We start from the raw sequence: 23,852 nt of genomic DNA, 5'->3' as shown, positions 1-23,852 counted from the left end.
CAGCTTGACCGGCCCCGCCCGTACACCACCATGATTGACGTCACCGTAGAGAACTTTGAAGCCGAGGTCGTTGCCGCCTCGATGACCGTGCCCGTGCTGGTGGACTTCTGGGCGCCCTGGTGCGGCCCCTGCAAGTCGCTGGGGCCGGTGCTGGAAAAGCTCGAGACCGAATACGCCGGCCGCTTCAAGCTCGTCAAGATCGACTCGGACCAGGAGCAGCAGCTGGCGGGCATGTTCGGCATCCGCAGCATCCCCACCTGTGTGCTGCTCATGAACGGCCAGCCCGTGGACGGCTTCATGGGGGCCCTGCCCGAGGGCCAGGTGCGCGCCTTCCTCGACAAGCACGTGCCCACCGCCGAGGAAATGGTGGCCGAAATGGAGGAGGAAGAAGCCCAGGACGCCCTGGCCGAGGGTGACACCAGCACCGCACTGGAGAAGCTGCAGCATGCGGTGGTGACCGATCCCTCCAACGACGATGCGCGCTTCGACTACGTCAAGCTCCTGCTGCAGCTGCACCGCGAGGACGATGCCAAGGTCGCGTTCGCCCCCGTGATCGCCAAGGCCGCGGGCTCGCGCAAGCTCGGCGCGCTGAAAGTCTGGATGGATGCTATTGATTTCGTAGCTTCTGGCGCATATGGAGAAAGCGCTGAGGCCGATTTCGATGCCAAGATTGCCGCCAACAAGCGCGATTTCGATACCCGCTACGCCCGCGCCCGCTGGCTCTTGGCCGGCCAGCGCTGGACGGACGCGATGGACGAACTGCTCGAAATCCTCATGCGCGACAAGGCCTGGGGCGAAGAGATCGCCCGCAAGACCTACGTGGCCATCCTCGAGATCATCGAACCCCCCAAGGCGAAAGTGGCCGACGGCCAGATCCCGCCCGACGACCCGGTGGTGGCGACCTACCGGCGCCGGCTGTCGAGCGTGGTGCTGAGCTAGAACAGGCTACCCCCTGAGGCGCCTTGCGCCTTCCCCCTGGAAGGGGGACGCCGCCAGTGCGGCGGGGCGGCCCTTGCACGGCGGCCGCTGGCCTGTACCGTGCCCGTTGCGACGGCATCGTGCGATGGGCAGAAAAGAAAAGGCTCCCGGTTGGGAGCCTTTTGTGTTTTTTAGGCAGGTCGCCGTTTAACCGACCAAACGCTCCAGCGCCTCGCGGTACTTGGCGGCGGTTTTTTCGATCACTTCGCGCGGCAGGCGGGGGGCGGGCGCGGTCTTGTCCCAGGGCTTGCCGTTCACCTGGGCCTGCTCCAGCCAGTCGCGCACGAACTGCTTGTCGTAGCTTGGCGGGTTCTGGCCGGCGGCCAGGGCGGCTTCGTAGCCTTCCACGGGCCAGTAGCGCGAGCTGTCGGGCGTGAGCACCTCGTCCATCAGCACCAGCGTGCCATCGGGCGCCAGGCCAAACTCGAACTTGGTGTCGGCGATGATCATGCCCTTGGTCAGCGCGATCTCGGCGGCGGCCTGGTAGATCGCAATGCTGAGGTCGCGGATGCGGGTGGCCAGGTCCAGGCCGATCATCTCCACCGTGCGCTCGAAGGTGATGTTCTCGTCGTGCTCGCCCATGGCGGCCTTGGCGGCGGGGGTGTAGATGGGCGCAGGCAGCTTGGCGGCATTGGTCAGCCCTTCGGGCAGCGGCACGCCGCAGACCGACCGCGATTCCTGGTACTCCTTCCAGCCGCTGCCGGCCAGGTAGCCGCGCACCACGGCTTCGACGGGGATGGGCTGCAGCCGCTGCACGAGCATGGACCGTCCGCGGATCTGCGCGGCCTCCTGCGCGGACACCACGCTTTCCGGCGCGTCGCCCGTCAGGTGGTTGGGGCAGATGTATCCGAGCTTGTCGAACCAGAACAGCGCCATCTGCGTGAGCAGCTCGCCCTTGCCGGGGATGGGTTCGCCCATGATCACGTCGAAGGCCGACAGGCGGTCGCTGGCCACCATCAGGATGCGGTCGTCGCCCACGGCGTAGTTGTCGCGCACCTTGCCACGGGCCAGCAGGGGCAGCGAGGTCAAGGCGGAAGTGTGCAGGGCGTTGGAGCTGGGCTGGGTCATGGTGTCGGGGTGGGCGGTCAATGTCCGCTGCAGGCAGGCCGAAGAACGTGGGGAATGGAGCGCGGGGGCATGGGAAATGCCTGCTGGCGCGCAACCGGTGGATTTTACGCGCGGGGCCCGAAGCGTGCGCGTGGCATGGGTTCCCGAGGGCGCGCGGGAGCGCACCGGAACGCGCCTTTGGCGAACGGGCCAGCGCGCTTCGTGCAGTTGCGGCACACTGGCGGCCCTGAGTCCGACCTGGCCGCCCTGGCCGCTTCCTGTGCCCTCCCATTCCACCCTGACCCCCCGCCGAGAACTGTGGCTGCTGCTCACGCTGGCCGGCATCCAGTTCACCCACATCCTCGACTTCATGATCATGATGCCGCTGGGGCCCCAGTTCACGCGGCTGTTTGCCATCAGCGATGCGCAGTTCGGCCTGCTGGTCTCGGCCTACACGCTCTCGGCGGGTGCATCCGGGCTGCTGGCCTCGACCTACATCGACCGTTTCGGCCGCAAGCGGCTGCTGCTGACGCTGTACGTCTTGTTCGGGCTGGCCACGCTGGCCTGCGGCGTGGCACCCACCTACGGCACGCTCATGGCCGCGCGCATCCTGGCGGGGGCCTTCGGGGGCGTGCTGTCGGCGCTGTCGCAAACCATCGTGGCCGACGTGATCCCCTTCGAGCGGCGCGGGCGCGCGATGGGCATCGTGATGACGTCGTTTTCCCTGTCCACCGTGGCCGGTGTGCCCCTGGGGCTGATCCTGGCCGAATACGGGGGCTGGAACCTGCCATTCCTGGCCATTGCGCTGATGGTGGGCGTGCTGGCCGTTCTGGCGGCACGCACCATGCCCGTGATGACGGGGCATCTGCGGGCCGCGGATGGCCGCACCGCGCTGGGCGGCATCGCCCAGGTGCTGGCCGACGCCAACCACCGCTGGGCCTTCCTGTTCTCGGCGCTCATCATGTTCGCCGGCTTCACGGTGATTCCCTACATCACCATCTACATGCAGGCCAACGCCGGGGTGCGGCCCGACCAGATTCCCCTGGTGTACCTGTGCGGCGGCGTGGTGACGCTGTTCACCGCGCGCCTGTTCGGCGTGCTCACGGACCGCTGGGGCAAGGTGGTGATGTTCCGCTGCCTGGCGCTGGCCGGCGCGTTGCCCCTGCTGGGCATCACGCTGGTGCGCGGGGTGCCGCTGGTGGCCGTGCTGGTGGTGTCGACGCTGATGTTCGCGCTGATGAGCGGCCGCATGATTCCGGGCATGGCCATCATTTCCTCGGCGGCCCGGGCGCCCTTGCGCGGCACCTTCATGACGCTGAATGCGTCGGTGCAGTCCGCGGCGATGGGCGTGGCGTCCTTTGTGGGCGGGGTGCTGATCAGCCGCGACGCGCAGGGGCTGGTGCAGGACTACTGGATGGCCGCCGTGGTGGGCATTGCGGCGAGCCTGCTGTCAATGGTGGTGGTGGGGCGGCTCACGCTGCACGGCGCGGCGCCCGCGGCACGGTGAGGAGCCGCATCTGCGGGACTGCGGTGTACGGGACGGCCCACCCGGCAACCTGCCCATTGTGCGCGCTTTTCGGAGGCTTGGCACCTTGGTCGGCATAACCCAGCGCACAGGGTCGGTATGGGATTGCTTTTCAGGGAGGGCGGGGGCATAGTGACTTCACGTCAACGGGATGCATCCAGGTTCGCCGAGCCGCTCCTCTGATCCAGGGCGGCGTTCTTCCACCGAGAGTGTTACAGGAGACTTATTTATGAACTTGACGATCAGCGGTCACCACCTCGAAGTTACCCCAGCCTTGCGCAACTACGTCACCACCAAGCTGGACCGGATCACCCGCCATTTTGACCAGGTTGTCGATGTCAAGGTACTGCTGACGGTAGAGAAGCAAAAGGAGAAGGAAAAGAGGCAGCGAGCGGAATGCAACATCCACGTCAAGGGCAACGACCTGTTTGCCGAAAGCTCCCACGCCGACCTGTATGCCGCCGTGGATGAACTGGTCGACAAGATGGACCGCCAGGTCGTGCGCCACAAGGATCGCCTGCAGGACCATCACCACGATGCCGCCAAGCGCGAACTGCACGCCTGATGCGGCAGCCCTGAGCCTGGCACAGCAGCCGCCCACTGGGCGGTTTTTTTGTTGCCCGATGCGTTGTGCTCAGGGTTTTCGCCAACGTGTGCATAATTGTTACCCTTGACCATGAACCGACTCGCCTCCATCCTGCCTTCCGCTCAAGTGCTCGTGTGCGTGGACGCCACCAGCAAGAAGCGTGCTTTTGAAGAAGCGGGTCTCCTTTTCGAGAGCCAGCACGGCCTGTCGCGCGCGCTGATCACCGACAGCCTGTTCGCGCGCGAGCGCCTGGGCTCCACCGGCCTGGGCCATGGCGTGGCCATTCCCCACGGTCGCATCAAGGGCCTGAAGGCGCCCATGGCCGCCGTGTTCCAGCTGCTCAATCCGATCGGGTTCGATGCGCCGGACGAATTGCCCGTCGGGCTGCTCATTTTCCTGCTGGTGCCCGAAGCGGCCACGCAAAAGCACCTGGAGATCCTGTCCGAGATCGCCGAGCTGCTGAGCGATTCGGCGCTGCGTGAACGGCTCAAGGGCTGCACCGACGCCACCGAGCTGCACGGCATGATCGCGGGCTGGCAGTCCACGCAGACGGCCTGAGCCGCCTGGCGCCGCGCACGAACGCACGCTCGCACCGTCGCCGATCCACCGTGAAGCCCAATGTCGTCAGCGCCGATGTCCTTTTCGAGGAATTCCGGGGCCTCCTGAAATGGGAGTGGGTGGCGGGGCTGGGCGCCTCCGAACGCCGCTTTGACGAAGTGGCGGTGCGCTCGGCACGTTCCGGGGCCGATCTGGTCGGCTATCTCAACTACATCCATCCGTACCGCGTCCAGATCCTGGGCGAGCGGGAGATCGCGTATCTCGGCAGCGCTTCACCCGATGATTGCAAGCGCCGCATCGCGCGCATCGTGACGCTGGAGCCGCCCGTGCTGGTGCTGGCCGACAACCAGACCGCCCCCGACGCCCTGGTGTCGATGTGCGAGCGGGCGCAGATCCCGATGTTCTCCACGCACGAGTCGTCGGCGTTTGTCATCGACGTGCTGCGCGCCTACCTGTCCAAGCACTTCGCCGACCGCACCACCATGCACGGCGTGTTCATGGACATCCTGGGCCTGGGGGTGATGATCACCGGCGAATCGGGCCTGGGCAAGAGCGAGCTCGGCCTGGAGCTGATCTCGCGCGGCAACGGCCTGGTGGCCGACGATGCGGTGGACCTGTTCCGCATCAACCAGACCACCATCGAGGGCAAGTGCCCCGAACTGCTGCAGAACCTGCTGGAAGTGCGCGGCATCGGCCTGCTCGATATCCGCGCCATCTTTGGCGAGACCGCCGTGCGCCGCAAGATGCGGCTGAAGCTCATCGTGCACCTGGTGCGCAAGGAAACCCTGGAGCGCGACTACGAACGCCTTCCCTACGAGCCGCTCACCCAGGACGTGCTGGGCGTGCCCGTGCTCAAGGTCGTGATCCAGGTGGTCGCCGGCCGCAACATCGCCGTGCTGGTCGAGGCCGCCGTGCGCAACACCATCCTGCAACTGCGCGGCATCGACACTTACCAAGAGTTTGTCGAACGCCATCGCCGCGCCATGGAGCGCGATACGGGCGGCTAGCGGCGCTCAGGCCACCGAAACTGGCGCGGCCCATACCAGGGCTCCCGCGCAAGGGCCGCCCCGCCGCGCCGGGAGCGTCCCCCTTAGGGGGAAGACGCCGAAGGTGGCTCAGGGGGGAGTCATTTCTTAGCGCAGTCGGCGCACTGCCCGTACAGCGCCATGGTGTGGTCCTGCACCAGCCAGCCCTTGGCCTTGGCCACGGCCTGCTGGCGTTTTTCGATCTCGGGGTCGTAGAACTCTTCCACCTTGCCGCACGAGGTGCACACGAAGTGGTCGTGGTGCTGGCCTTCGTTGAGCTCGTACACCGCCTTGCCGCTCTCGAAATTGCTGCGGATCAGGATGCTGGCCTGCTCGAACTGCGTGAGCACGCGGTAGACCGTGGCCAGGCCGATGTCCGAGCGCTCCTCCAGCAGCACGCGAAACACGTCCTCGGCCGTCATGTGGCGCTGCGCGCCCTTCTGGAAGATTTCCAGAATCTTCAGGCGGGGCAGCGTGGCCTTGAGTCCCGTGCTTTTGAGTTCGTCGATGTTGGTCATGGCATGGTCTTTCGGGATGCGGCCCCGCCTGGGGGTCGGAGGGCCTGCCGCTACAATGGGGCGATCATATCCTCAGCCCTTTTACCCATGCCCGTCAAAGCCCGTTGCAGCGCCCGCCTGGGCCTGGTCCTGTTGATCGGTGCCAGCGTGGCCGCCCTGGCCGGCTGCAGCAGCCTGGATGGCGCCAGTACCCGCATTGCCAACATTGTCACCCCCTACAAGATAGATGTGGTGCAGGGCAATTTTGTCTCGCGCGAGCAGGTCGAGGCGCTCCAGCCTGGCATGAGCCGCCAGCAGGTGCGAGAGATTCTGGGAACCCCGCTGGTCACCAGCCTGTTCCATGCCGACCGCTGGGAATACGTGTTCACGCTCAAGCGCCCCGGCGAAGATGCCCAGACCCGCAAGCTGACCGTGTACTTCAAGGGGGACGCGCTCGAGCGCTCCGAGGGCGACGAGATGCCGACCGAGACGGAGTTCGTGGCGGCCCTGGGGTCGCGCGGCTCCAAGGGCAAGGTGCCCGTGCTCGAGGCCACGCCGGAGCAGCTGGCCCGGTATCCCGCTTCCCAGCGGCCCCCCGCGTCGCCCACCGCGGCGCCGCTGGAGCCCGCTTCCATCAGCTATCCACCGCTTGAAGCGCCCGCACGGTAACGCCGGCGGGCTGGCGGTGGGCCGTGCCTGGCCCGCCGTGCTTCAACCACAACGTACAGGACACCCATGACAGGGACTTCTTCGCCTGCCGCCCCTTCCACCGCTTCCACGGGCTCTGGCCCCTGCCGTGTCGCCATCGCCGGCGCATCGGGCCGCATGGGCCGCATGCTCATCGAGGCCCTTCGCGCCAGTGACGACTGCGTGCTGGCCGGTGCGCTGGACGTGCCGTCCAGCCCGGGCATCGGCTCGGATGCCACCGCGTTCCTCGGCCATGCCAGCGGCGTCGCCATCACGGCCGACATTGCCACGGGCCTGAAAAACGCCGACGTCCTGATCGATTTCACGCGCCCCGAAGGCACCCTGGCCCACCTGGCCGTGTGCAGCCAGCTCGGGGTGAAGGCCGTCGTCGGCACCACCGGCTTCACCGATGCGCAGAAGGCCGAGATCGCGGCGTTGGCCCAGCGCACGGCCATCGTCATGGCGCCCAACATGAGCGTGGGCGTCAACGTCACGCTCAAGCTGCTGGAGATGGCCGCCAAGGCCATGGCCACCGGCTACGACATCGAGATCATCGAGGCCCACCACCGCCACAAGGTGGATGCGCCCTCGGGCACCGCGCTCAAGATGGGCGAGGTGATCGCCGGCGCCATGGGCCGCGACCTCAAGGAGTGCGGCGTGTTTGCGCGCGAGGGCGTCACGGGCGAGCGCGACCCGTCGAGCATCGGCTTTGCCACCATCCGGGGCGGCGACATCGTGGGCGACCACACCGTGCTGTTCGCGGGCATCGGCGAGCGCATCGAGATCACGCACAAGTCCTCCAGCCGCGCCACCTACGCGCAGGGCAGCCTGCGCGCGGTGCGCTTCCTCGCCGGGCACAAGACGGGCATGTTCGACATGTTCGATGTGCTGGGCCTTAACAACAACTAGCCATCGGGCCAGCCATGGACGCTCTCCACTGGTGGCGCCAGGGCGACGCCGTCACGCAGGGTGCCGCGCTGGTGCTCCTGGCCATGTCCGTGGCAAGCTGGGTGGTCATCGTCTGGAAGCTGCGGCTCATGCGGCAGGCCAGCGCCGACGTGGCCCGCTGCACGGCGGCGTTCTGGCAGGCGCCGTCCATGGACGTTGCTGCACAGCGCCTGCAGTCTTTTGACCGCGCTGCGCTTGTCCTGCCTTTGGTTGTTGCTGCGAATTCAATAGCAAATCATGCCGGTCCCACCGGCCAGCCCACGCTGGCGGCGGCAGGCAGCCTGTCGCAGCGGCTCACCCGCGTGCTGCGCGACGCCTTGCACGGCGTGCTCGGGCGCCTGCAGTTTGGCCAGGTGCTGCTGGCCACGGTGGGCTCCACGGCACCGTTCGTGGGGCTGCTGGGCACCGTCTGGGGCATCTACCATGCGCTCACGGCCATGGCGGGCGCGGGGCAGATCACCATCGACCGCGTGTCCGGCCCCGTGGGCGAGGCGCTGGTCATGACGGCGGCCGGGCTGGCGGTGGCGATCCCGGCCGTGCTGGCCTACAACGTGTTCGGCCGCCTGATCGGCCGCATCGAGGCCGACCTGGAAGGCTTCGCGCGCGACCTGCGCGAACTGCTGATCGACACGGCGCCGTCCGCCGGTGCTCGGCCCTGAATCCCGGAGGTCCGTTTTCACCATGGCCTTCGGACGACTTGAACGCACCGCCGGGCCCCAGCCCATGAGCGACATCAACATGACGCCGCTGGTGGATGTGATGCTGGTGCTCGTGGTCATCTTCATCCTCACAGCGCCGCTCATGGCCAGCGCGATCCGGCTGGACCTGCCGCGCACCGAAGGCGCCACGCCCGGCACGGTGCCGCAGTTCGTCACCCTGGTGGTCGATGCCTCGGGCCAGGCCTTTCTTCAGGACGAGCCCCTGTCGCAGCCCGCGCTGGCCGAGCGCCTGCGCCGCATCGGCGCCGAACGGCCCGACACCGAAATCCAGCTGCGCGCCGATGCGGCCGTGCCCTATGGGCGGGTGGTCGAGGTCATGGGCGCGGCGCACCTGGCCGGGCTGCAGCGCATCGGCTTCGTGGCCGAGCCGCCGGCCGCTGGCGCGCCAACGGCCCCTGCCAGGGCACCTTGAAGCCGCCATGCGCCGGGGTCCCTGGGGGGCCGCGCAGGCCGCTGGCGGCGGCGGGCGCGGAACGCAGGGCCTGACAGCCTAAAATCTGCGCAGCGCGGCCTCGCAGCCGCACACCTCTCTCATCCCCGAGCCCTCATGCAAGACAAATACTCTCCCCAAGACGTCGAGCGCGCCGCGCACGACCACTGGACCGCCACCGACGCCTACCGCGTGACGGAGGACACCAGCAAGAAGAAGTTCTACGCCTGCTCGATGCTGCCCTACCCCAGCGGCAAGCTGCACATGGGCCATGTGCGCAACTACACCATCAACGACATGCTCACGCGCCAGCTGCGCATGAACGGCCACAACGTGCTCATGCCCATGGGCTGGGACGCCTTCGGCCTGCCGGCCGAGAACGCCGCGCTCAAGAACGGCGTGCCCCCCGCCAAGTGGACGTACGAGAACATCGCGTACATGAAGAAGCAGATGCAGGCCATGGGCCTGGCCATCGACTGGAGCCGCGAAGTGGCCACCTGCGACCCCACGTACTACAAGTGGAACCAGTGGCTGTTCCTCAAGATGCTGGAAAAGGGCATTGCCTACCGCAAGACCCAGGTCGTGAACTGGGACCCGGTGGACCAGACCGTGCTGGCCAACGAGCAGGTCATCGACGGCAAGGGCTGGCGCACCGGCGCCACGGTGGAAAAGCGCGAGATCCCGGGCTACTACCTGAAGATCACCGATTACGCCGAAGAGCTGCTGGACTTCGTGACCGGCGACAAGCTGCCCGGCTGGCCCGAACGCGTGAAGCTCATGCAGGAGAACTGGATCGGCAAGAGCGAAGGCGTGCGCTTCGCCTTCCCGCACGATATCCGGGGCGATGACGGCACGCTGATCGGCGACGGCCGCATGTACGTCTTCACCACGCGCGCCGACACCATCATGGGCGTGACCTTCTGCGCCGTGGCGCCCGAGCACCCGCTGGCCGCCCACGCCGCCAGGACGAACCCGGAGCTCGCCGCCTTCATCGAGGAATGCAAGAGCGGCGGCACCACCGAGGCCGAGCTGGCCACGCAGGAAAAGAAGGGCCAACCCACGGGCCTGTTCGTCACGCACCCGCTGACGGAGGAAAAGGTCGAGGTCTGGGTCGGCAACTACGTGCTCATGGGCTATGGCGACGGCGCCGTGATGGGCGTGCCCGCGCACGACGAGCGCGATTTCGCCTTCGCCCTCAAGTACAACCTGGAGATCAAGCAGGTGGTGCTGGTCGATGGCGAGCACTTCGACTACCACCAGTGGAACGACTGGTACGGCGACAAGCAGCGCGGCGTCACCATCAACTCCGACAGCTTCAGCGGCCTGGGCTACAAGGAAGCCGTCACCGCCGTGGCCCACGCGCTGCAGGCCAAGGGCCTGGGCGAGACCAAGACCACCTGGCGCCTGCGCGACTGGGGCGTGAGCCGCCAGCGCTACTGGGGCACGCCCATTCCCATCATCCATTGCGATGAACACGGCGCCGTGCCCGTGCCCGAGAAGGACCTGCCGGTGGTGCTGCCAACCGACTGCGTGCCCGATGGTTCGGGCAACCCGCTGCACAAGCACGAAGGTTTCCATGCTGGCGTGGTCTGCCCCGTGTGCGGCAAGGCCGCGCGGCGCGAGACGGACACCATGGACACGTTCGTGGACTCGTCCTGGTATTTCATGCGGTATTGCGACCCCAAGAATGCCGACGCCATGGTCGCTGGCGGCGCCGACTACTGGATGCCGATGGACCAGTACATCGGTGGTATCGAACACGCCATCCTGCACCTCTTGTACGCGCGCTTCTGGACCAAGGTCATGCGCGACCTGGGGCTGGTCAAGGTGGACGAGCCCTTCACCAAGCTGCTCACGCAAGGCATGGTGCTCAACCACATCTACAGCCGCCGCACCGCCAAGGGCGGAAAGGACTACTTCTGGCCACACGATGTGGAGCATGTGCTGGACGAAGGCGGCAAGATCGTTGGCGCCAGGCTCAAGAACGAAGCCACCAGCGGTGACGGCCTGTTGCCGGCGGGCACGCCCATCGACTACGAGGGCGTGGGCACCATGTCCAAGTCCAAGAACAACGGCGTGGACCCGCAGGACCTCATCGAGAAGTACGGCGCCGACACCGCGCGCCTGTACACCATGTTCACCGCCCCGCCCGAGGCCACGCTGGAGTGGAACGACGCGGCCGTGGAAGGCAGCTACCGTTTCCTGCGTCGCGTGTGGAATTTCGGCTTCAAGCTCTCCGCCATGGACATGCAAGCCGCCAGCGCCAGCGTGGCAAGCGCCAGCAGCCTGAAGGAGGTGGAATTCGGCAAGGAAGCCAAGGCCCTGCGGCTGGAGATCCACACCGTGCTCAAGCAGGTGGACTACGACTACCAGCGCATGCAGTACAACACCGTGGTGTCGGGCGCGATGAAGATGATCAACGCGCTCGAGGACTTCAAGGCCACGGAGTCGGCCGGCGCCCAGGTGGCGCTGATCGAAGGCTTTGGCATCCTGCTGCGCGTGCTGTACCCGGCCACGCCCCACATCGCGCACAGCCTGTGGAGCAGCCTGGGCTACGCGGGCCACCTGGGCGATCTGCTGGATGCGCCCTGGCCCCAGGTGGATGCGAACGCGCTGGTGCAGGACGAGATCGAGCTCATGCTGCAGGTCAATGGCAAGCTGCGCGGCTCCATCCACGTGCCGGCGCAGGCCGACAAGGCAGCGATCGAGCGCATCGCCCTGGCCAGCGAGGCGTTCACGGCACATGCCGCGGGCGCAGCGCCCAAGCGGGTGATCGTGGTGCCTGGCCGCCTCGTGAACGTGGTGGTGTGAAATGAAGCGACACCTCCCTGAGGCGCTGCGCGCCGGGGCGGCCCCGGTGCGGCGCCTGCTGGCCTGGGCCGGGCCAGTGCCACGGGTTGTGGGTGGCGCGAACGCAATGGATAACTGAAATGCAAAGACGCACACTGCTCTTCATCGCGCCCGCGGCCCTGCTGTCGGCCTGCGGTTTTCGCTTGCGGGGCGTGCCGGAGTTCGGGTTCGACTCGCTCTACATCGCGGCCCCCGCGGGCTCGCCGCTGGCGCGGGAGCTGCAGCGCACGCTGGACGGGTCGGGTAGCAAGCTGCAGGTGCTGCGCGACCCGGCGGCCCTGCCCACCGCCGAGGCCATCCTGGACCTGCTGCAGGAGCCGCAGGAGCGCGTGGTGGTGGGGCTCAACGCCTCGGGCCAGGTGCGCGAGCTGCAGTTGCGGCTGCGCATCCGCTTCAGGCTCCGGACCCCGGCGGGCACCGAACTGATCCCTGACACCGAACTGCTGCAGCAGCGCGACATCAGCTACAACGAAACCATCGCCCTGGCCAAGGAGGCCGAAGAGGCGCTGCTGTACCGCAACATGCGGACCGACCTGGTGCAGCAGCTGATGCGCCGGCTGGCCGCCGTGAAGCGGTAGCCGGGGGCGGCGACGCCAGCGGCCGGGCCAGGCCCGCTCCACGGCGTCCCGCGCGGGGGCGCGCGCCCGTTTCAGGAAGCGCTACGAAGCGCCGCCTGCGGGGCGCGCAGGTCCGATGGCACGCGCATCAGCGTGCTCTTGCCGAACAGCGACTCCACCAGGTCCACGGCCAGCACGGCGGTGCGGTTGCGCACGTCCAGCGCGGGGTTGAGCTCCACGATGTCCAGCGACGCCAGGCGGCCGCTGTCGGCGATCATCTCCATGCACAGCTGGGCCTCGCGGTAGGTGGGGCCGCCGGGCACCGTGGTGCCCACGCCGGGCGCGATGTCCGGGTCCAGGAAATCCACGTCGAAGCTCACGTGCAGGTGGGTGTCGGCATCCAGCCCGGCCAGCGCCTGCTGCATGGTCTGGCGCATGCCCACCTCGTCGATGTAGCGCATGTCGAAGACTTCCAGGCCCTGCTCGTGCACGAAGCGTTTTTCGCCTTCGTCCACGCTGCGGATGCCGATCTGGCGGATCTGGCCGGGGTGCAGCGCGGGGCCTCCGCCGGGCATCCGGGCCAACTGCGTCAGCTCCTTCGGCCCAAAGCCGCACAGGCAGGCCACGGGCATGCCGTGCACATTGCCGCTGGGCGTGAGGGCGCTGGTGTTGAAGTCGGCATGCGCATCAAGCCACAGCACGCGCAGCTTCCTGCCGGTCTCCGCGCAATGCCGCGCCACGGCGCTGATGCTGCCCAGGCCCAGGCAGTGGTCGCCGCCCATCAGGATGGGCAGGTGGCCGCGCCGCAATTCGGCATACACCGCATCGAACACGAGCTGGTTCCACTCCACGACTTCGGGCAGGTGGCGGTAGCCTTGCTGCGGGGGCTGCCAGGGATTGGCCGGCCCGCTCAGGTTGCCCCGGTCGAACACCCGCAGGCCGTGGCTTTCCAGCGCCGGCTGCAGCCCGGCCACGCGCAGGGCCTCGGGGCCCATGGAGGCGCCGCGCGCGCCCGCTCCCACGTCGGTGGGGGCGCCCAGGAGGCTGATGGATGGTGCGGGGAGGGGCGGGGTGGAGGTCATGGTGCGAGGCCTTTGTGGGGAACGGACGGTGCCGGGCGCGCCCGGGGTGCTGGGTGCCCGTGTGGTGGCGGGGTGATTGTCGGGGCGGGGAGCGCCAATGAAAAGCAGGACAGCTGCGCAATCGGGTGCGTGTACCGTGCAATCTGCAGGCCTGTGCTGGCGATCTGCGGGGTTTTCTGTGCCCCTGGCCTCCTGGTGCGCCAGGGTGCCAGGGCAAGGGGATAAACTTTGCCGCATGCAAGTCGCCCTGGCCCAACTCTCCACGCATCTCCAACGGGGCCTGTCGCCGCTCTACGTGCTGCATGGCGACGAGCCCCTGCTGCAGCAGGAGGCGGCCGACGCCATCCGCGCCACGGCCCGTGCGCAGGGCTATACCGAGCGCAGTTCCTACACGGTGGCGGGCGCGCACTTCGACTGGAGCGCGGTGCTGGCGGCGGGCGGCTCGCTCAGCCTGTTCGCCGACAAGCAGATCGTGGAGATCCGCATTCCCTCGGGCAAGCCCGGCAAGGACGGCAGCGTGGCGCTGCAGCAGGTGGCCGAGTCCGCCCGGGGCAACGACAGCACGCTCACGCTCGTGATGCTCCCGCGCCTGGACAAGGCCACACGCACCGGCGCGTGGTTCGCGGCGCTCGAATCGAGCGGCACCTCGCTCCAGATCGACCCCATCGAGCGCGGCATGCTGCCGCAGTGGATCGCACAGCGCCTGGCCGCCCAGGGGCAGCGCGTGGTGGCGGGCGAGGAGGGGCAGCGCACGCTGCAGTTCTTTGCCGACCGCGTGGAAGGCAACCTGCTGGCCGCGCACCAGGAGATCCAGAAACTGGCCCTGCTCCACCCGGCGGGCGAGCTGACGCAGGCCCAGGTCGAGGCCGCCGTGCTCAACGTGGCGCGCTACGACGTGTTCAAGCTGTCCGAGTCCGTGCTGTCCGGCCAGACCGCGCGCGTGCAGCGCATGCTCGACGGCCTGCAGGCCGAGGGCGAGGCCGAGGTGCTGGTGCACTGGGCGCTGGCCGAGGACATCCGCGCCCTCAAGCGCGTGAAGGACGCGATGAACGCCGGCCGCCCCCTGCCCATGGCCCTGCGCGAGAACCGCATCTGGGGCCCCAAGGAGCGCCTGTTCGAGCGCATCCTGCCCAAGGCGAGCGACGCCGCCCTGGCGCGGCTGCTGCAGTCCGCGCACACGGTGGACGGCATCGTCAAGGGCCTGAAGGCGCCCGACTGGCCGACCGACGGCTGGCAGGCGCTGCAGCGCCTGGCGTTCCAGCTGTGCCGGCTGACGCAGGCGGCGCGGTGAACCGCGCTGCGCCTGGTTCCAGATAAAAATAGCCGCTACCGCTTGTCCATCAAGCGCTGGAAGCTATCAAAATGATAGTAATGATCAGGCGGCGTCCAGCACGCCGCGTGCCTTGTCCACCCACATCTCCAGGTTGGCGACAAGATCCTTCTGGCTGAACGAGCAGCTTTCTTCCGAGAACAGCGCGCTGGATTCGAGCCGGTCCAGCAGGCCGTGCAGCACCTCGGCGTAGCGCGGGGGCAGGGCGGCCAGCAGGTCGGTCTGGGCGCGGGCGGTGGTGCTCAGGGCGGACGCCGACAGCGTGCCGTGGCTGAAGGCCTGCAGGGCGTCGTGGACAGGTTGGAGCAGGTGGGCGCGGGTCATGGGCGGCTCTGGAAGCGGGGGATGGCGGCGGGGTGGCAAGGGTAACAGGCGCTCGGTGGGCCGCACAGAGGGTATCTGCGGCAAAATCACCGGATGAACGCCCTCAACGTCGCTGAATACACGCACACCCTCGGCCAGCAGGCCAAAACGGCCTCTGCGCTGATGGCCAAAGCGCCAGCAGCTATCAAAAACAAAGCACTCAAGGCCCTGGCCCGCCTGCTGCGCGAGAACGTGGAGGCGCTGCAGATCGACAACGCCCGCGACCTCGAACGCGCCCGCGCCGCCGGCCTGGCCGAGCCGATGGTGGACCGCCTGAAGCTCGGCCCCAAGGTGCTGGAGACCTGCGCCGAGGGCTGCGAGCAGCTGGCGGCCATGCCCGACATCATTGGCGAGATCCTGGGCATGAAGCAGCAGGGGAGCGGCATCCGCGTGGGCCAGATGCGTGTGCCGATCGGCGTGTTCGGCATGATCTACGAGAGCCGGCCCAACGTGACCATCGAGGCCGCGAGCCTGTCCATCAAGAGCGGCAACGCCTGCATCCTGCGCGGCGGTTCCGAGGCCATCGACTCCAACAAGGCGCTGGCCAGGCTCGTGCAACTGGCGCTGGCCGAGGCGGGCCTTCCTCAGGACGCGGTGCAACTGGTGCAGACCACCGACCGCGAGGCCGTGGGCCAGCTCATCGCCATGCCGCAGTTCGTGGACGTGATCATTCCGCGTGGCGGCAAGGGCCTGATCGAGCGCATCAGCCGCGACGCCAAGGTGCCCGTCATCAAGCACCTGGACGGCAACTGCCACACCTATGTGGACGACCCCTGCGACATCGCCATGGCGGTGAAGGTGGCCGACAACGCCAAGACGAACAAGTACAGCCCCTGCAACGCGAGCGAAGGCCTGCTGGTGGCGCGGGGCGTGGCGGCCGACTTCTTGCCGAAGATCGGCGCCGTGTACGCCGCCAAGGGCGTGGAGATGCGCGGCTGCCCGCAGGCGCTGGCCATCCTGCAATCGGTACAAGGCGCCCAGCTGGTGCCCGCCACCGAGCAGGACTGGAGCGAGGAGTACCTGGCCCCGATCATCAGCGTGAAGGTGGTGGATGGCGTGGACGAGGCCATCGCCCACATCAACCGGTATTCGAGCCACCACACGGATGCCATCCTCACCACCAACCATATGCATGCCCAGCGCTTCCTGCGCGAGGTGGATTCGGCCAGCGTGATGGTGAACACCAGCACGCGGTTCGCCGATGGCTTTGAGTACGGGCTGGGCGCCGAGATCGGCATCAGCACCGACAAATTCCATGCGCGCGGGCCCGTGGGGCTCGAAGGCCTGACCTCGCTCAAGTACGTGGTGCTGGGCGAGGGCGAGGTGCGGACCTGATTTGCTCCATTTTTCATAGCTGGTGGCGCTTGCCAGTAGTGCGCTGACGGCCCATACCACATGAAAATCATCATCCTCGGGGCGGGCCGCGTGGGCCAGAGCGTGGCCGACAGCCTGGTGTCGGAGCGCAACGACATCACCGTGATCGACACGGACGCCGCGCGCCTGCGCGACCTGGAGTCGCGCTTCGACCTGCGCGGCGTGGTGGGCAACGGCATCGAGCCCGCCGTGCTGGCCGAGGCGGGCGCGCAGGACACCGACCTGCTGATCGCCTGCGCCGCGCAGGACGAGACCAACCTGGTGTGCTGCAAGATCGCGCAGCTGGTGTTCAACATCCCCAAGCGCATCGCGCGGGTGCGCTCCACCGGCTTTGACCTGGACACGCGGCTGACCGGACCCGAGGGCTTTGCGGTGGACCGCATCATCTGCCCCGAAGAATCCCTCACGCGCTACATCGGCAAGCTCATCGAATACCCCGAGGCCATGCAGGTGCGCGAGTTCGCGGGGGGGCGTGCCTGCCTGGTGTCGGTGCGCGCGCGTGCGGGTGCCCCCATGGCGGGCCACACCATCGGCCAACTGCGCGAGAGCGACCCCGAGATGGCCATGCGCATGGTGGCCATCTACCGGCGGTTTCCGGACGAGCCGGACCGCTTCGTCGCGTGCGACGGGCGCACCCGCATCGAGCCGGGCGACGAGGTCTTCGTGCTGGCCGCGCAGGAGCACATCGCGAAGGTGCTGGCGGCCCTGCACCGGCCGCAGTCGCAGCCTTCCCAGCCCGTGCGCCGCATCATGATCGCCGGCGGCGGCCGGGTGGGGCTGCGCCTGGCCCGCCAGCTGGCGCAGGCGCCGGGGCGCTTCAACATCAAGATCATCGAGGACCACGCCGACCGCTGCGTCGAGCTGGCGTCGGCCCTGCCTTCCGAGGTGCTGGTGCTGCAGGGCGACACCACCGACGAGGACCTGCTGGGCGACGAGGGCATCGAGGAGGTGGACCTGTTCCTGGCGCTCACCGACGACGACGAGGACAACATCATGTCGTGCCTGCTGGCCAAGCGCATGGGCGCCAGGCGGGTGCTCGCCCTCATCAACCGCCGCAGCTACGCCGACCTGATGCACGGCACGCAGATCGACATCGCGCTGTCGCCCGCGCAGGCCATGCTGGGCGAGCTGCTCGCCTACGTGCGCCAGGGGGATGTGCAGGCCGTGCACAGCCTGCGCCGGGGGGTGGCGGAGGCGCTGGAGATCGTGGCGCGCGGCGACCGGAAAAGCTCGCGCGTGGTGGGCCGCAAGGTCAGCGAACTGGCGCTGCCGCGCGATGTGCACATGGGCCTGATCGTGCGCGGCCTGCCGGATTCGCCCGATGCGCCGCCCGGGGATCTGCGCGAGCCGCAGGTCATCATCCCGCGCAGTTCCACGGTGATCGAGGGCAACGACCACGTGGTGTTCTTCCTGCCGAACAAGCGGCTCGTGCGCGACGTGGAAAAGCTCTTCCGCGTGAGCGCGACGTTTTTTTGATGTCCCCCCCTGAGTCGATTCGCGCCTCCGTGCAGTTGCCAGAGGCACCAGCTCTTCGGGGCCGTCCCAGCCTGCGCAGGCACGCTGGGAGCCCCGGCCCCCAGCCCCCGCTCTCGCAGCGCTTCGCGCTGCGGGCAGGGGGACGCCGCCAGCGCACGCCAGCGAAGCGCCGCCTCTGCGGCGCGGCGGCCCTTGCGCGGCGGCCCTCGCCTGGGCTGCGCCAGTATCGGCAGCTGCATGCGATGCCGGCTGCCATGGACCAAGGACGCCCGTCATGACAGACATGTTTCCCGTCCTGCGCGTGCTGGGCATTCTGGTCATGATCTTTTCGCTGGCCATGGGGCTGCCGCTGGTGGTGTCGCTGTGGACGCGCGATGGCGTGTGGCACGTGTACCCGATCGCCATGGGCGCCACGATGGCGGTGGGGGCGTGGCTCTGGTGGCGCCTGCGCCTTTTCCGCCAGGAATTGCAGCCGCGCCACGGCGTGATGCTGGTGTCGCTGGTGTGGATGCTGCTGCCGCTGTCCGCCGCGGTGCCCCTGATGCTGGCGGGCCACCACATCGGGCGGCCGATGTCTTTCACGCATGCGTACTTCGAGGCGGTGTCGGGCCTGACCACGACCGGCTCCACGGTGCTCAGCGGCCTGGACGCGCTGCCCGTGTCGGTCAATGTATGGCGCACCTTTCTGCAGTGGATGGGCGGGATGGGCATCCTCATCCTGGCGGTGGCCGTCCTGCCGCTGCTGGGGGTCGGGGGCAGCCAGCTGTTCAAGGCCGAAGCGGCCGGGCCGCTCAAGGACGCCAAGCTCACGCCGCGCATGACGGGCACCGCCAAGGGCCTGTGGGGCGTGTATGCACTGTTTTCCGTCACCTGCGGCCTGGCCTACTGGGCGGCCGGCATGGGGCCGCTGGATGCGCTGATGCACATGTTCACCACGGTGAGCCTGGGCGGGCTGTCTTCCCATGACACCAGCTTCGGGTATTTCCAGTCGCCGCTGCTGGAGGCGATCTGCGTCTTCTTCATGCTGGTGGCCAGCTGCAATTTCGCGCTGTACTTCGTGGCCTTCCGCAAGGGCCACTGGGGTGGCTTCTGGCGCGACCCGGAGTTGCGCGCGACGCTTTTCTCGCTGGTGGGCGGGGGGCTGGTGGTGGCGCTGCTGCTGTGGGCCAAGGGGGTCTATGCCCCGCTGGATGCGCTGCGCCACGCGATGTTCAATGTGATCTCGCTCGCCACCACCACGGGCTATGCCACCGTGGACTACCTGGCCTGGCCCGTGTTTGCGCCCGTGTTCATGCTGCTGCTGTCGGGCGTGGCCACCAGCGCGGGGTCGACCGGCGGGGGGATCAAGATGGTGCGCATGCTCATCCTGGCCAAGCAGGCGCGCCGGGAGATGAACCGCCTGGTGCACCCGCGCGCCGTGCAGCCCGTGTGCCTGGGAGGGGCCGTGGTGGACAACCGCGTGATCTTCTCGGTGCTCGCGTTCATGCTGGTGTATGGCGGCACGGTCTTCGGGCTCAGCATGGTCATGCTGCTGACCGACCTGGACCCGGTCACGGCGTTCTCGGTGGTGCTGGCCAGCGTGAACTGCGCGGGCCCGGGGCTGGGCAGCGTGGGCCCCGCGTCCACCTATGCCGTGCTGACCGATTTCCAGATCTGGGTGTGTTCGCTGGCGATGCTGCTGGGGCGGCTGGAGATCCTGAGCTTCATGGCCTTGCTCACCCCCGCCTTCTGGCGCCGGTAGCCAGCGCCCGCCACGGCTCGTGCCGCAGGCGGCTTGCGAATTTCCGGCCCGACCCCAACTCCCTACAATTCATCGCAATCGCTTCCCGAGGGCTTTCCATGGTTCCGCATCTCATCACGGCCCTCACCGGGCCGATCAACGAACTCGAACAGCGCATTCTCGACTCGATGCCCGCCATCGAGCGCTGGTTCCGGCTGGAGTGGATGGAGCACACGCCGCCGTTCTATACCTCGGTGGACATCCGCAATGCGGGCTTCAAGCTCGCGCCCGTGGACACCAACCTGTTTCCCGGGGGCTGGAACAACCTCACCAAGGAGATGCTGCCCCTGGCCGTCCAGGCCGCCATGGCCGCCATCGAGAAGATCTGCCCCGAGGCGCGCAACCTGCTGATCATTCCGGAAAACCACACGCGCAACACCTTCTACCTGGCCAATGTGGTGCAGCTGCAGCGCATCTTCAACATGGCGGGCCTGAACGTGCGCGTGGGCTCCATCAGTCCCGAGATCAAGAAGCCCACGCTCATCGAGCTGCCCAATGGCGACACGGTGACGCTGGAGCCCGTGGTGCGCACCAAGCGCCGCCTGGGCCTCAAGGACTTCGACCCCTGCACCATTCTGCTGAACAATGATCTCTCCGCCGGGCCGCCCGGCATCCTGGAAGACATCCACGAGCAGTACCTGCTCCCCCCGCTGCATGCGGGCTGGAGCGTGCGCCGAAAGAGCACCCATTTCAAGAACTATGAAGAGGTGGCCAAGCGCTTCGGCAAGATGCTGGGCATCGACCCCTGGCTCGTCAACCCCATGTACAGCCAGTGCGACGGCGTGGACTTTGCCGAGGACAAAGGCATGGACAAGCTGCAGACCACGGTGGATGCGCTGCTGACCAAGGTGCGCCGCAAGTACAAGGAATACGGCATCAACGAGAAGCCGTTCGTCATCGTCAAGGCCAACAACGGCACCTACGGCATGGGCATCATGACCGTGCGCGACGCCAAGGAGCTGGACGCGGTCAACCGCAAGACCAAGAACAAGATGGCCATCATCAAGGACGGCCAGCCGGTCAGCGACCTCATCATCCAGGAAGGCGTGCTCACGCAGGAGCGCGTGCACGAGGCCGTGGCCGAACCCGTGGTCTACATGATGGACCGCTACGTGGTGGGCGGCTTCTACCGCATGCATGCCGAGCGCGGCGTGGACGAGAACCTCAACGCCCCGGGCGCGAGCTTCGTGCCGCTCGCGTTCGAGCACAGCACGCACATGCCCCAGCCCGGCGTGCGCCCCGGCGTGAGCGCGCCCAACCGCTTTTACATGTACGGCGTGGTCGCGCGCCTGGCCATGCTGGCGGCCAGCTACGAGCTGGAAGCCACCAACCCGGACGCCGAGGTGTACGACTGAAACGGCGCCCCCGGGAAGCGGCGTGTCTTCTCCGTGTTCTCCCGGAGGGGGCAGGGCCGCGGCCCTTGGGGCGGGGCCGCCCCTGCGATCAGGCAGCGCCAGTTTCGCCGGGGGATTCCGCGCGGCCTGCCATGTCTGCGCCGGGCTGCCAAGGGCAAGTTGTTGCGTTGCAACATGGGGAGCTCCCCCCAGGCACTTGATCTGCCTCAGGCGCACAATAGCGTTCCCAAAAGTAACGGAACCCGGCAGCCCCTGTGTGCCGGGTGCGGTCAGTGCAAAGCTCCAAATCATCGCTCGCAGCGCTTACGCTGGGCGCCATCGGTGTTGTGTATGGCGATATCGGCACCAGCGTGCTGTATGCCGTCAAGGAGGTCTTCGGGTCCGGCCATGTGCCGTTCTCCCCAGCCAATATCTACGGCATCCTCTCGATCTTCTTCTGGACGCTCACCGTCATTGTTTCGCTGAAGTACGTGGTGCTGGTGCTGCGCGCCGACAACCACGGCGAGGGCGGGCTCATCGCCATGCTGGCGCTGGCCTCCCAGGCCGTCAAGGACAAGCCCCGGCTGCGTGGCGTGCTGCTGGCCGTGGGCATCTTCGGCACCTCGCTCTTCTATGGCGACGGCGTCATCACGCCCGCCATCTCGGTCCTGTCGGCCGTCGAAGGGCTGGAAGTCGTCTCGCCGCATTTCAAGCAGTACGTGATTCCGATCACCCTGGTCGTGCTCTTTTGCCTGTTTGCCGTGCAAAAGCGCGGCACCAGCGGCATCGGCAAGTTTTTCGGGCCCATCACCCTGGTGTGGTTCATCACCATTGCGCTGCTGGGCGTCTCGCACATCGTGGGGCATCCCGAGATCCTCTGGGCGCTGAGCCCGCACCACGCGCTGGGCTTCATGTGGGCCCATCCCGGCACCAGCTTCATCATCCTGGGGGCCGTGGTGCTGTGCGTGACGGGGGCCGAGGCCCTGTACGCCGACCTGGGCCACTTTGGCAAGCGCCCCATCCGCATGGCCTGGTTCGGCGTGGCCATGCCCGCGCTCACGCTCAACTACTTCGGCCAGGGCGCGCTGCTGCTGGCCGAGCCCGAGGCGGTGAAGAACCCGTTCTACATGATGGCGCCCGACTGGGCGCTGGTCCCGCTGGTGATACTGGCCACCATGGCCACCGTGATCGCATCGCAGGCGCTCATCACCGGCGCCTTCAGCGTGACCAAGCAGGTCATCCAGCTCGGGTACCTGCCGCGCCTGAACATCCAGCACACCAGCGTGCGGGACACCGGGCAGATCTACATGCCGCTGGTCAACTGGGGTCTGTTCGCCGCCATCGTGCTGGCCGTGGTGATGTTCCGCTCCTCCAGCAACCTGGCGGCCGCCTACGGCATCGCCGTGACGCTGGACATGCTGATCACCACCACGCTGACCTTCTTCGTGATCCGGTACGGCTGGGGCTACCCGCTGGCGCTGTGCATCGCGGCCACGGGCTGCTTCTTCGTGGTGGACCTGGCGTTCTTTGCCTCCAACCTGCTCAAGCTGTTCCAGGGCGGCTGGTTCCCGCTGATGATCGGCGGCGTCGTGTTCTCCCTCATGATGACGTGGAAGGAGGGGCGACGGCTGCTCAACGACAAGCTGCGTGCGGACGCCATCGACCTCAAGGACTTCCTGGAGTCGGTGTTCATCAGCCCGCCCACGCGGGTCGAGGGCACCGCCGTGTTTCTCACGGCCGAGACCGGTGCGGTGCCCAATGCGCTGTTGCACAACCTCAAGCACAACAAGGTGCTGCACCAGCAGAACCTGTTCGTGACCGTGCACAACCACGAGACGCCCTGGATCGGGCTGGACAAGCGCCTGCAGGTGGAGCCCCTGGGCCACGACTGCTGGCAGGTGGTGATCCACTACGGCTTCAAGAACGACCCGGACGTGCCGCGTGCGCTGGAGCTGCTGCGCGGGCGGGGCTGCGAGCTGGAGTCGATGACCACCAGCTACTTCCTCTCGCGCGATACCGTCATCCCCACCATTGGCAGCGGCATGGCGCCCTGGCGCGAGAAGCTGTTCGCGCAGATGCACCACAACGCCAGTGGTGCGGCGGACTTCCTGCACCTGCCCAACAACGCGGTCGTCGAACTCGGATCCAAGATCGAGATTTGAGCGGGTTGGGGTCTTTTGGGCTTCAAGCGCTTGCTCATCAAGCGCCAATAGCTATAAAAATAATAGCAATCGTGTCCCCCGCCTTTCTGTGGTGGCGCGGCCGCCGGCGGGGATGCGTGGTGCCAGAATCCAGCCCATGCAATTTTTCAAAGACCTGAGCCTGTCGGCATTCACTGCCGGGTTCGTGGCCGTGCTGGTGGGCTTCACCAGTTCGGTAGCCATCGTGTTCCAGGCCGCGCAGGCGTTTGGTGCCACGCCGGCCCAGGTCACGTCCTGGATGTGGGCGCTGGGCCTGGGCATGGGCCTGTGTTCCCTGGTGCCCTCGCTCATCCTGCGCAAGCCCGTGATGGTGGCTTGGTCCACCCCTGGCGCGGCCGTGCTGGCCACGGCCGGCCTGGCCGGGGGCTTCACCATGGGCGAGGCGGTGGGCGCCTTCATGGTCAGCGCCGTCCTCATCACGCTGGCCGGCGTGACGCGCTGGTTCGAGCGGGCCATGGGGCGGATCCCCATGGAGATCGCCGCCGCCCTGCTGGCGGGCGTGCTG

At 67.6% G+C, this 23,852-nt stretch carries 22 protein-coding genes (1 of these 22 cut by a window edge); 18 read left to right on the top strand and 4 right to left on the bottom strand.

Annotated elements, in window-relative coordinates:
- The first annotated feature begins 30 nt into the window (after positions 1 to 30).
- A complete protein-coding gene (gene trxA, locus ACAM51_RS11920; RefSeq protein WP_218297865.1) occupies positions 31 to 939 on the top strand; it encodes a thioredoxin in 909 nt (302 codons plus the stop codon).
- A gap of 186 nt (positions 940 to 1,125) precedes the next feature.
- Here trxA and ACAM51_RS11915 read toward each other — a convergent pair whose 3' ends face one another.
- Positions 1,126 to 2,046 carry a phosphoribosylaminoimidazolesuccinocarboxamide synthase gene (locus ACAM51_RS11915; RefSeq protein ID WP_218297864.1) on the bottom strand — a complete coding sequence of 307 codons (921 nt, stop codon included), beginning with the start codon at positions 2,044 to 2,046 and terminating at the stop codon, positions 1,126 to 1,128.
- 259 nt (positions 2,047 to 2,305) lie between these two features.
- Here ACAM51_RS11915 and ACAM51_RS11910 point away from each other — a divergent pair, with 259 nt between their 5' ends.
- The 4 genes from ACAM51_RS11910 to hprK all read left to right on the top strand — a co-directional run bounded on the left by ACAM51_RS11910 (position 2,306) and on the right by hprK (position 5,701).
- On the top strand, positions 2,306 to 3,532 hold the full coding sequence (locus ACAM51_RS11910) for an MFS transporter (protein ID WP_369643634.1): 1,227 nt from the start codon (positions 2,306 to 2,308) through the stop codon (positions 3,530 to 3,532).
- 247 nt (positions 3,533 to 3,779) lie between these two features.
- A complete protein-coding gene (raiA, locus tag ACAM51_RS11905; RefSeq protein ID WP_218297862.1) occupies positions 3,780 to 4,115 on the top strand; it encodes a ribosome-associated translation inhibitor RaiA in 336 nt (111 codons plus the stop codon).
- Between the two features lie 111 nt (positions 4,116 to 4,226).
- Positions 4,227 to 4,694 (top strand): PTS sugar transporter subunit IIA, encoded by a 468-nt coding sequence (locus ACAM51_RS11900; RefSeq protein WP_218297861.1) that lies wholly within the window; start codon positions 4,227 to 4,229, stop codon positions 4,692 to 4,694.
- A 50-nt stretch (positions 4,695 to 4,744) separates the two neighbouring features.
- Entirely contained in the window at positions 4,745 to 5,701 is a 957-nt protein-coding gene (gene hprK / locus ACAM51_RS11895) for an HPr(Ser) kinase/phosphatase (protein ID WP_218297860.1), read from the top strand.
- Positions 5,702 to 5,820: 119 nt separating this feature from the next.
- On the opposite strand, the gene fur is transcribed toward hprK, so the two are convergent.
- Positions 5,821 to 6,237, bottom strand: coding sequence for a ferric iron uptake transcriptional regulator (fur, locus tag ACAM51_RS11890; RefSeq protein WP_218297859.1), 417 nt, complete (start codon positions 6,235 to 6,237; stop codon positions 5,821 to 5,823).
- Positions 6,238 to 6,324: 87 nt separating this feature from the next.
- Here fur and ACAM51_RS11885 point away from each other — a divergent pair, with 87 nt between their 5' ends.
- From ACAM51_RS11885 to lptE, 6 genes are all read left to right on the top strand, one after another.
- Positions 6,325 to 6,885 (top strand): outer membrane protein assembly factor BamE, encoded by a 561-nt coding sequence (locus tag ACAM51_RS11885; RefSeq protein WP_218297858.1) that lies wholly within the window; start codon positions 6,325 to 6,327, stop codon positions 6,883 to 6,885.
- Between the two features lie 66 nt (positions 6,886 to 6,951).
- Positions 6,952 to 7,812 carry a 4-hydroxy-tetrahydrodipicolinate reductase gene (gene dapB, locus ACAM51_RS11880; RefSeq protein WP_218341787.1) on the top strand — a complete coding sequence of 287 codons (861 nt, stop codon included), beginning with the start codon at positions 6,952 to 6,954 and terminating at the stop codon, positions 7,810 to 7,812.
- Positions 7,813 to 7,826: 14 nt separating this feature from the next.
- Positions 7,827 to 8,510, top strand: a complete 684-nt coding sequence (locus ACAM51_RS11875; protein WP_218297856.1) for a MotA/TolQ/ExbB proton channel family protein — start codon at positions 7,827 to 7,829, stop codon at positions 8,508 to 8,510.
- A 22-nt stretch (positions 8,511 to 8,532) separates the two neighbouring features.
- Positions 8,533 to 8,982 carry a biopolymer transporter ExbD gene (locus tag ACAM51_RS11870; protein WP_218341789.1) on the top strand — a complete coding sequence of 150 codons (450 nt, stop codon included), beginning with the start codon at positions 8,533 to 8,535 and terminating at the stop codon, positions 8,980 to 8,982.
- Positions 8,983 to 9,117: 135 nt separating this feature from the next.
- A complete protein-coding gene (gene leuS / locus ACAM51_RS11865) occupies positions 9,118 to 11,811 on the top strand; it encodes a leucine--tRNA ligase (RefSeq protein WP_369643633.1) in 2,694 nt (897 codons plus the stop codon).
- A 119-nt stretch (positions 11,812 to 11,930) separates the two neighbouring features.
- Positions 11,931 to 12,428, top strand: a complete 498-nt coding sequence (gene lptE / locus ACAM51_RS11860) for an LPS assembly lipoprotein LptE (RefSeq protein ID WP_369643632.1) — start codon at positions 11,931 to 11,933, stop codon at positions 12,426 to 12,428.
- 71 nt (positions 12,429 to 12,499) lie between these two features.
- On the opposite strand, the gene rocF is transcribed toward lptE, so the two are convergent.
- On the bottom strand, positions 12,500 to 13,489 hold the full coding sequence (rocF, locus tag ACAM51_RS11855) for an arginase (protein WP_369643631.1): 990 nt from the start codon (positions 13,487 to 13,489) through the stop codon (positions 12,500 to 12,502).
- Between the two features lie 235 nt (positions 13,490 to 13,724).
- Between rocF and holA the strand changes: the two genes are divergently transcribed.
- On the top strand, positions 13,725 to 14,780 hold the full coding sequence (gene holA / locus ACAM51_RS11850; protein WP_218341792.1) for a DNA polymerase III subunit delta: 1,056 nt from the start codon (positions 13,725 to 13,727) through the stop codon (positions 14,778 to 14,780).
- An 84-nt stretch (positions 14,781 to 14,864) separates the two neighbouring features.
- On the opposite strand, the gene ACAM51_RS11845 is transcribed toward holA, so the two are convergent.
- Positions 14,865 to 15,143 carry a hypothetical protein gene (locus ACAM51_RS11845; protein ID WP_369643630.1) on the bottom strand — a complete coding sequence of 93 codons (279 nt, stop codon included), beginning with the start codon at positions 15,141 to 15,143 and terminating at the stop codon, positions 14,865 to 14,867.
- Positions 15,144 to 15,236: 93 nt separating this feature from the next.
- Between ACAM51_RS11845 and ACAM51_RS11840 the strand changes: the two genes are divergently transcribed.
- The 6 genes from ACAM51_RS11840 to ACAM51_RS11815 form a co-directional block, all read left to right on the top strand.
- Positions 15,237 to 16,517 (top strand): glutamate-5-semialdehyde dehydrogenase, encoded by a 1,281-nt coding sequence (locus ACAM51_RS11840; RefSeq protein ID WP_369643629.1) that lies wholly within the window; start codon positions 15,237 to 15,239, stop codon positions 16,515 to 16,517.
- Positions 16,518 to 16,577: 60 nt separating this feature from the next.
- The gene (gene trkA / locus ACAM51_RS11835; RefSeq protein ID WP_218297848.1) at positions 16,578 to 18,032 is read left to right on the top strand and encodes a Trk system potassium transporter TrkA; all 1,455 of its coding nucleotides are present in this window, start codon (positions 16,578 to 16,580) and stop codon (positions 18,030 to 18,032) included.
- A 274-nt stretch (positions 18,033 to 18,306) separates the two neighbouring features.
- Positions 18,307 to 19,773, top strand: coding sequence for a TrkH family potassium uptake protein (locus ACAM51_RS11830; protein WP_218297847.1), 1,467 nt, complete (start codon positions 18,307 to 18,309; stop codon positions 19,771 to 19,773).
- Positions 19,774 to 19,871: 98 nt separating this feature from the next.
- Positions 19,872 to 21,167 (top strand): glutamate--cysteine ligase, encoded by a 1,296-nt coding sequence (gshA, locus tag ACAM51_RS11825; RefSeq protein ID WP_218297846.1) that lies wholly within the window; start codon positions 19,872 to 19,874, stop codon positions 21,165 to 21,167.
- Between the two features lie 272 nt (positions 21,168 to 21,439).
- Positions 21,440 to 23,308 carry a potassium transporter Kup gene (locus ACAM51_RS11820; protein ID WP_369643628.1) on the top strand — a complete coding sequence of 623 codons (1,869 nt, stop codon included), beginning with the start codon at positions 21,440 to 21,442 and terminating at the stop codon, positions 23,306 to 23,308.
- Positions 23,309 to 23,444: 136 nt separating this feature from the next.
- Positions 23,445 to 23,852 carry the 5' portion of a benzoate/H(+) symporter BenE family transporter gene (locus ACAM51_RS11815; RefSeq protein WP_218297844.1) on the top strand. It continues 780 nt past the right edge of the window, so only the first 408 of its 1,188 coding nucleotides appear in the window; it begins with the start codon at positions 23,445 to 23,447; its stop codon lies beyond the right edge, outside the window.

This window comes from Acidovorax sp. A79, from assembly GCF_041154505.1.
Classification (GTDB): domain Bacteria; phylum Pseudomonadota; class Gammaproteobacteria; order Burkholderiales; family Burkholderiaceae_C; genus Acidovorax.
The sequence above is the reverse complement of the archived record's forward strand: the minus strand, read 5'-3'. Positions and strand labels throughout refer to the sequence as shown.

What these genes read in the sequence shown, in the direction of transcription:
- trxA (WP_218297865.1), top strand. Translation starts at nt 31, where the DNA reads ATGATTGACGTCACCGTAGAGAACTTTGAAGCCGAGGTCGTTGCCGCC.
- ACAM51_RS11915 (WP_218297864.1), bottom strand. Translation starts at nt 2,046, where the DNA reads ATGACCCAGCCCAGCTCCAACGCCCTGCACACTTCCGCCTTGACCTCG.
- raiA (WP_218297862.1), top strand. Translation starts at nt 3,780, where the DNA reads ATGAACTTGACGATCAGCGGTCACCACCTCGAAGTTACCCCAGCCTTG.
- ACAM51_RS11900 (WP_218297861.1), top strand. Translation starts at nt 4,227, where the DNA reads ATGAACCGACTCGCCTCCATCCTGCCTTCCGCTCAAGTGCTCGTGTGC.
- fur (WP_218297859.1), bottom strand. Translation starts at nt 6,237, where the DNA reads ATGACCAACATCGACGAACTCAAAAGCACGGGACTCAAGGCCACGCTG.
- ACAM51_RS11885 (WP_218297858.1), top strand. Translation starts at nt 6,325, where the DNA reads ATGCCCGTCAAAGCCCGTTGCAGCGCCCGCCTGGGCCTGGTCCTGTTG.
- dapB (WP_218341787.1), top strand. Translation starts at nt 6,952, where the DNA reads ATGACAGGGACTTCTTCGCCTGCCGCCCCTTCCACCGCTTCCACGGGC.
- ACAM51_RS11875 (WP_218297856.1), top strand. Translation starts at nt 7,827, where the DNA reads ATGGACGCTCTCCACTGGTGGCGCCAGGGCGACGCCGTCACGCAGGGT.
- ACAM51_RS11870 (WP_218341789.1), top strand. Translation starts at nt 8,533, where the DNA reads ATGGCCTTCGGACGACTTGAACGCACCGCCGGGCCCCAGCCCATGAGC.
- leuS (WP_369643633.1), top strand. Translation starts at nt 9,118, where the DNA reads ATGCAAGACAAATACTCTCCCCAAGACGTCGAGCGCGCCGCGCACGAC.
- lptE (WP_369643632.1), top strand. Translation starts at nt 11,931, where the DNA reads ATGCAAAGACGCACACTGCTCTTCATCGCGCCCGCGGCCCTGCTGTCG.
- rocF (WP_369643631.1), bottom strand. Translation starts at nt 13,489, where the DNA reads ATGACCTCCACCCCGCCCCTCCCCGCACCATCCATCAGCCTCCTGGGC.
- holA (WP_218341792.1), top strand. Translation starts at nt 13,725, where the DNA reads ATGCAAGTCGCCCTGGCCCAACTCTCCACGCATCTCCAACGGGGCCTG.
- ACAM51_RS11845 (WP_369643630.1), bottom strand. Translation starts at nt 15,143, where the DNA reads ATGACCCGCGCCCACCTGCTCCAACCTGTCCACGACGCCCTGCAGGCC.
- ACAM51_RS11840 (WP_369643629.1), top strand. Translation starts at nt 15,237, where the DNA reads ATGAACGCCCTCAACGTCGCTGAATACACGCACACCCTCGGCCAGCAG.
- trkA (WP_218297848.1), top strand. Translation starts at nt 16,578, where the DNA reads ATGAAAATCATCATCCTCGGGGCGGGCCGCGTGGGCCAGAGCGTGGCC.
- ACAM51_RS11830 (WP_218297847.1), top strand. Translation starts at nt 18,307, where the DNA reads ATGACAGACATGTTTCCCGTCCTGCGCGTGCTGGGCATTCTGGTCATG.
- gshA (WP_218297846.1), top strand. Translation starts at nt 19,872, where the DNA reads ATGGTTCCGCATCTCATCACGGCCCTCACCGGGCCGATCAACGAACTC.